The following is a 6,000-nucleotide window of genomic DNA, read 5'->3' on the forward strand; positions in this document are numbered from 1 at the left end:
GGCCGGGCACCGGGGGCGGGCCGGGCACCGGGGGCGGGCTGGGCACCGGGGTAGGCCGGCACCGGGGGCAGGCCGGCGCCGGGGTGGGTGGGGTGGGGATGCCCCGGCATTCCGGGTGGGGCGCGACGGCATACACTTCTTGGGCCACGGGGTGTGGCGCAGCTTGGTAGCGCACTCGCTTTGGGAGCGAGGGGCCGTGGGTTCAAATCCCGCCACCCCGACTGCGTGCGCATCCCGGGATCACCCCCGGGGGGCGACGCCGATTCTGTGCGGTATGCCGGGCGCTGCCGGAGCAGCGTCCCGGCTCGCCTACACTCGATGCGCGCAATCACGCCCAGACCCAGACCCACCACTGAGATCCGTCAAGGAGTACGCCTGTGAAGAGCACCGTCGAGACTCTGAGCCCGACGCGCGTGCGGCTCGCCATCGAGGTGCCGTTCGTCGAGCTCGAGCCGAGCCTCAAGAAGGCGTACCGGGAGATCGGCCAGCAGGTCCAGGTTCCCGGCTTCCGTCGGGGCAAGATCCCGGCCGCCGTGATCGACCAGCGGGTGGGCCGGGGCACCGTGCTCAACGAGGCGGTGCAGGAGGCCATCCCGCAGAACATCCTCGCCGCGGTGCGTGAGCACGACCTCAAGACGCTCGGCCGCCCGGAGGTCGAGATCACCGAGTTCAACGACGGTGACTCGCTCAACTTCACCGCCGAGGTCGACGTCCGACCCGAGCTGACCCTGCCGGACCCGGCCACCGTCGAGGTGACCGTCGACGAGCTGCAGATCGACGAGAGCGAGATCGACGAGCAGGTCAAGAACCTGCGCGAGCGGTTCGCCACGCTCAAGACCGTCGAGCGGGCCGCCGCCGAGGGTGACTACGTGCAGATCGACCTGAACGCGACCGTCGACGGCGAGGACGTGCCGGGCGGCTCGGCGAGCAACATCTCGCACGAGGTCGGCAGCAAGCAGCTCCTGCCGGGGCTGGACGAGGCCCTGGTCGGGCTCGCCGCCGGCGACGACACCACCTTCACCACCCAGCTCGTGGGCGGCGACTTCGCCGGCCGGGACGCCGAGGTGGCGGTGACCGTCCGCACGGTCAAGGAGAAGGAGCTGCCGGAGCTGGACGACGACTTCGCCCAGATGGCCAGCGAGTTCGACACCATCGAGGAGCTCCGCGCCGACCTGCGGGAGAAGGTCAGCCGGGGCAAGCGGGTCGAGCAGATCTACGCCGCCCGGGACAAGGCCCTGGAGCAGCTGGTCGCCGCCGCCGAGGTGCCCGCCCCGGAGGGCATCGTCCGCGAGGAGGTCGAGAGCCGTAAGCAGGCGATGGTCGACCAGCTGGAGCGGATCGGCGCCTCGATGGAGGAGTACCTCGCCGCCGAGGAGAAGACCGAGGAGCAGATCGACGCCGAGCTGACCGAGGCGGCGACCGAGGGCGTCAAGATCCAGCTCCTGCTGGACACCCTGGCCGACGCCGAGGACACCCAGGTCTCCGACGACGAGTTCGGTCACGAGATCGTCCACCGGGCGCAGCGTGCCGGGATGGCCCCGCAGCAGTACTACGACCAGTTGGTCCGCTCCGGTGCCGCCGGCGCCGTCTTCGGTGACGTGCGGCGCGGCAAGGCGCTCGCCTCCGTGATGGAGAAGATCAAGATCAAGGACTCGGCCGGCAACGAGGTCACCCTCGACGCGCTGCGGGCCGAGAGCGAGCAGGCGCACGACCACGAGCACGACCACGAGCACTGATCCGACCCGGTAGGCCGCCGTCCGCCCGTTGCGGCAGACGGCGGCCGAACCCCTTTCCGGGTACGTCCCGAGCCTGCTGCGCTGAGAGCGAACAGTGCCGCGAGCGGGAGTCGATCACCCGGTGGAGCGGTTAATGTCGGGTACGACGGTACGGAGAGCGAAGGGCTGCCATGACCGACATGCACATCCCAGCGAAGCCGCTCCGGGCGATCGAAGCCCGAGGTGGCGACACCATTGGCAACCTCGACGACTCGGTCTACAACCGGTTGCTCAAGGAGCGCATCATCTTCCTCGGCAGCGAGGTGAACGACCAGGTCGCCAACCGCATCTGCGCCCAGCTGCTGCTGCTCGCGGCGGAGGACCCGGACCGCGACATCTTCCTCTGGATCAACTCGCCGGGTGGCTCGGTCTACTCCGGCATGGCGATCTACGACACCATGCAGTACATCGACAACGACGTGTCGACCGTGGCGATGGGCATGGCCGCCTCGATGGGCCAGCTGCTGCTCTGCGCGGGCACCAAGGGCAAGCGGTACGCCCTGCCGCACGCGCGGATCATGATGCACCAGCCGTCCGGTGGTCTCGGCGGCACCGCGTCGGACATCGCGATCCAGGCCGAGCAGATGCTCTACACCAAGCGGATGTTCCAGGAGCGGGTGGCCCACCACACCGGGCAGAGCCAGGCGCAGATCGAGGCCGACTCGGACCGCGACCGCTGGTTCACCGCCCAGGAGGCCATGGACTACGGCTTCATCGACAAGGTGATCATCGGGGCCACGCAGGTTCCGGATGGCGCCGGGACCCTGAGCTGAGGAGCTGACGATGACCGATCTGAGCCTGCCGCCCCAGTTCGCGGCCGTGCACAACCGTTACGTCCTGCCGTCGTTCGTCGAGCGCACCTCGTACGGGGTCAAGGAGTCCAACCCGTACAACAAGCTCTTCGAGGACCGGATCATCTTCCTCGGCGTGCAGGTCGACGACGCGTCGGCCAACGACGTGATGGCGCAGCTGCTGACGCTCGAGGGCACCGACCCGGACCGCGACATCATCATGTACATCAACTCGCCAGGTGGTTCGTTCACCGCCATGACGGCGATCTACGACACCATGCAGTACGTCCGGCCGGACATCTCCACCGTCTGCCTGGGCCAGGCGGCCAGCGCGGCGGCGGTGCTGCTGGCGGCGGGCACCCCGGGCAAGCGGATGGCGCTGCCGAACTCGCGGATCATCATCCACCAGCCGGCCACCGAGGGCGGCTACGGGCAGGGCTCGGACATCGAGATCCAGGCCCGGGAGATCCTGCGGATGCGCACGCAGCTGGAGGACATGCTCTCCCGGCACTGCAACCGGCCGATCGAGCAGGTCCGCAAGGACATCGACCGTGACAAGATCATGACGGCCGAGGAGTCCAAGGAGTACGGGCTGGTCGACACGATCCTGACCAGTCGCAAGAAGGGCCTGCTGGCCGCCAACGCGGCCCGCTGAGCACCGCCGGTCGGAGGTCGGTCGGGTGAGCAGTTCCCGGCCGGCCTCTGACACACCCGTTTTGGGGGTCGGAGAAACCCTCGCCAGCGGGTAACGTCGGGTCCGTACGGCGTGGCCGGGTCGGACCGGCGGAACGGATTTCACCACGGACGGGCGCTGCGGCGTCCGCGGTTCAGGGCCGGTCTCCGGTCGACGAGTGCAGGGAGAACGTAGGTGGCACGGATCGGTGACGGCGGCGACCTACTGAAGTGCTCGTTCTGCGGCAAGTCGCAGAAGCAGGTCAAGAAGCTCATCGCGGGCCCAGGGGTCTACATCTGCGACGAGTGCATCGACCTCTGCAACGAGATCATCGAAGAGGAGCTGGCCGAGTCCGGCGAGGTGAAGTGGGAAGAGCTTCCCAAGCCGATGGAGATCTGCCAGTTCCTCGACAACTACGTCGTCGGCCAGGACCAGGCCAAGAAGGCGCTCGCGGTGGCGGTCTACAACCACTACAAGCGCATCCAGGCCGAGGCGGCCAACGCCCCCGGCTCCGGCAGCGACGCGGTCGAGCTGGCCAAGTCCAACATCCTGCTGCTCGGGCCGACCGGGTGCGGCAAGACGCACCTCGCGCAGACCCTGGCCCGGATGCTCAACGTGCCCTTCGCGATCGCGGACGCCACCGCGCTGACCGAGGCGGGCTACGTCGGCGAGGACGTGGAGAACATCCTCCTCAAGCTGATCCAGGCCGCCGACTACGACATCAAGCGCGCCGAGACGGGCATCATCTACATCGACGAGGTCGACAAGATCGCCCGTAAGTCGGAGAACCCGTCGATCACCCGGGACGTCTCCGGCGAGGGGGTGCAGCAGGCCCTGCTCAAGATGCTGGAGGGCACGGTGTCGAACGTGCCGCCGCAGGGCGGGCGCAAACACCCCCACCAGGAGTTCATCCAGATCGACACCACCAACGTGCTGTTCATCTGCGGTGGCGCCTTCGCCGGTCTCGACCAGATCATCGAGGCCCGCACCGGCTCCGGCGGCACCGGCTTCGGTGCCCGGCTCCGGTCGGTCTCCGAGCGTTCCACCGACGACATCTTCAGCCAGGTGATGCCGGAGGACATGCTCAAGTTCGGGCTGATCCCCGAGTTCATCGGCCGACTGCCGGTGATCACCAACGTGCGCAGCCTGGACCGTTCCGCCCTGGTGCGCATCCTCACCGAGCCCCGCAACGCCCTGGTCCGGCAGTACCAGCGGCTCTTCGAGCTGGACGGCGTCGAGCTGGAGTTCGAGCCGCCGGCACTGGAGGCCATCGCCGACCAGGCGATGCTCCGGGGCACCGGTGCCCGTGGTCTGCGCGCCATCATGGAAGAGGTCCTCCTCTCCGTCATGTACGAGGTGCCGAGCAACCCGGACGCCGCCCGGGTGCTGATCACCCGCGAGGCGGTCCTGGAGAACGTCAACCCGACCATCGTGCCGCGCGAGTTCACCGGTCGCCGGGCCCGCCGCGACCGCGAGGAGAAGTCGGCCTGACCGACGCCCCGACCACCGTCAGAAGCACGGCTCCCGCCCGGGGCCGTGCTTCTGCGCGTACGGGCGCAGCGCCGTTTGCCGTCGCCTGATCGGTCGTCGCGCGGGGATCATCTCGCCCCACACCCCCGGCTCGCGGTCGCCCTCGTGGCGCTCCGGGGCGTCCACGGGGTGTCCTGGTGGCCGACCGTGGGTGTCCGAGCGCCCGTTCCCCGGTAGCGGGCGACCGTGTTCCGGCCCCGCCGCGCCGAGGGCTGTCCCCGGGCGGCCGGTCGCCCGTACCCTGGCGGCATGCGCGTCGCCGTCTGCCAGCTCAACGCCCGCGACGACCGGTCGGCCAACCTGGCCGCCGCCGAGGCCCTGCTCGTGCGGGCCGCGGCGGCCGGTGCCGACCTGGCGGTCCTCCCGGAGTACGTCGACTATCTCGGCCCGGCGGCGGGGATGCCGCCGGCCGAGGGAGTGGACGGGACGGTGGGGACCTTCTTCGCCGAGGTGGCCCGCCGGCTGGGAATCTGGTTGGTCGCCGGCTCCTTCCACGAGGCCGGGCCGGATCCGGAGCACACCTGGAACACGTCGCTGGTCTTCGACCGTTCCGGAACCCTCGCCGCCAGCTACCGGAAGATCCACCTGTACGACGTGGAGATCCCCGGCCGGGTGTCCTATCGCGAGTCCGCCACGGTGGCCCCCGGGGTGCAACCCGTGGTGGTCGACGTGGAGGGGCTGCGGGTGGGCCTGACCATCTGCTACGACCTGCGCTTCCCGGAGCTGTATCGCCGGCTCGCCACCGACGGGGGTGCCCACCTGCTCGTCGTGCCGGCGGCGTTCATGATGCACACCGGCCGGGACCACTGGGAGGTCCTGCTGCGGGCCCGGGCGATCGAGAACCAGTGCTTCGTGGCCGCCGCCGGGCAGACCGGTGACCACGACCCGGGCCGGACGTGCTTCGGCCGCAGCATGGTGGTCGACCCGTGGGGCACGGTGCTCGGTCAGGTGCCGGACGGGCCTGGTGTCACCGTGGTCGACCTCGACCTGGACCGGCTGCACACGATCCGGGCCGAGCTGCCCAGCCTGGCAAACCGCCGCCTCTGAACGGCCCCGGGGGCGGCCTGCCCTGGGGCCGGGCCTCGGTCAGCTCAGCAGCACCCCCACGACCGCCAGCGCGATGATCGCCGTCGCCGTCACCAGCAGGGCCGTTCCCATCCTGGACGGTCCGCGCCGGGCCAGCCGGACGACCGACAGTACGACGACGACGAGCACGACCGCCGCGATCACC

The 6,000-nt window shown here is 69.8% G+C and carries 6 protein-coding genes and 1 tRNA gene (1 of these 7 running past the window's edge); 6 read left to right on the top strand and 1 reads right to left on the bottom strand.

Annotated features, from left to right (window positions below; genetic code table 11):
* Positions 1-147 precede the first annotated feature (147 nt).
* The 6 genes from ACN267_RS31845 (at position 148) to ACN267_RS31870 (ending at position 5,816) form a co-directional block, all read left to right on the top strand.
* A tRNA-Pro gene (locus tag ACN267_RS31845) sits at positions 148-221 on the top strand.
* A gap of 156 nt (positions 222-377) precedes the next feature.
* Positions 378-1,736: a trigger factor gene (gene tig, locus ACN267_RS31850; RefSeq protein ID WP_204958133.1), complete on the top strand. Its 1,359-nt coding sequence runs from the start codon at positions 378-380 to the stop codon at positions 1,734-1,736.
* 170 nt (positions 1,737-1,906) lie between these two features.
* Positions 1,907-2,548, top strand: coding sequence for an ATP-dependent Clp protease proteolytic subunit (locus ACN267_RS31855; RefSeq protein ID WP_067310650.1), 642 nt, complete (start codon positions 1,907-1,909; stop codon positions 2,546-2,548).
* A gap of 10 nt (positions 2,549-2,558) precedes the next feature.
* Entirely contained in the window at positions 2,559-3,221 is a 663-nt protein-coding gene (locus ACN267_RS31860) for an ATP-dependent Clp protease proteolytic subunit (RefSeq protein ID WP_204958134.1), read from the top strand.
* Between the two features lie 213 nt (positions 3,222-3,434).
* Positions 3,435-4,730 carry an ATP-dependent Clp protease ATP-binding subunit ClpX gene (gene clpX, locus ACN267_RS31865; RefSeq protein ID WP_145921323.1) on the top strand — a complete coding sequence of 432 codons (1,296 nt, stop codon included), beginning with the start codon at positions 3,435-3,437 and terminating at the stop codon, positions 4,728-4,730.
* Positions 4,731-5,018: 288 nt separating this feature from the next.
* Positions 5,019-5,816, top strand: a complete 798-nt coding sequence (locus ACN267_RS31870) for a carbon-nitrogen hydrolase family protein (RefSeq protein WP_204958135.1) — start codon at positions 5,019-5,021, stop codon at positions 5,814-5,816.
* A gap of 39 nt (positions 5,817-5,855) precedes the next feature.
* On the opposite strand, the gene ACN267_RS31875 is transcribed toward ACN267_RS31870, so the two are convergent.
* Positions 5,856-6,000, bottom strand: partial view of a hypothetical protein gene (locus ACN267_RS31875; RefSeq protein ID WP_204958136.1) — the 3' portion only. Its footprint extends 80 nt past the window's final position; only the last 145 of its 225 coding nucleotides appear in the window; the start codon falls outside the window, past its right edge — the gene reads right to left on this strand; the stop codon is at positions 5,856-5,858.

It is taken from the genome of Micromonospora sp. WMMD734, assembly GCF_049178975.1.
In the GTDB taxonomy this organism is placed as follows: domain Bacteria; phylum Actinomycetota; class Actinomycetes; order Mycobacteriales; family Micromonosporaceae; genus Micromonospora; species Micromonospora wenchangensis.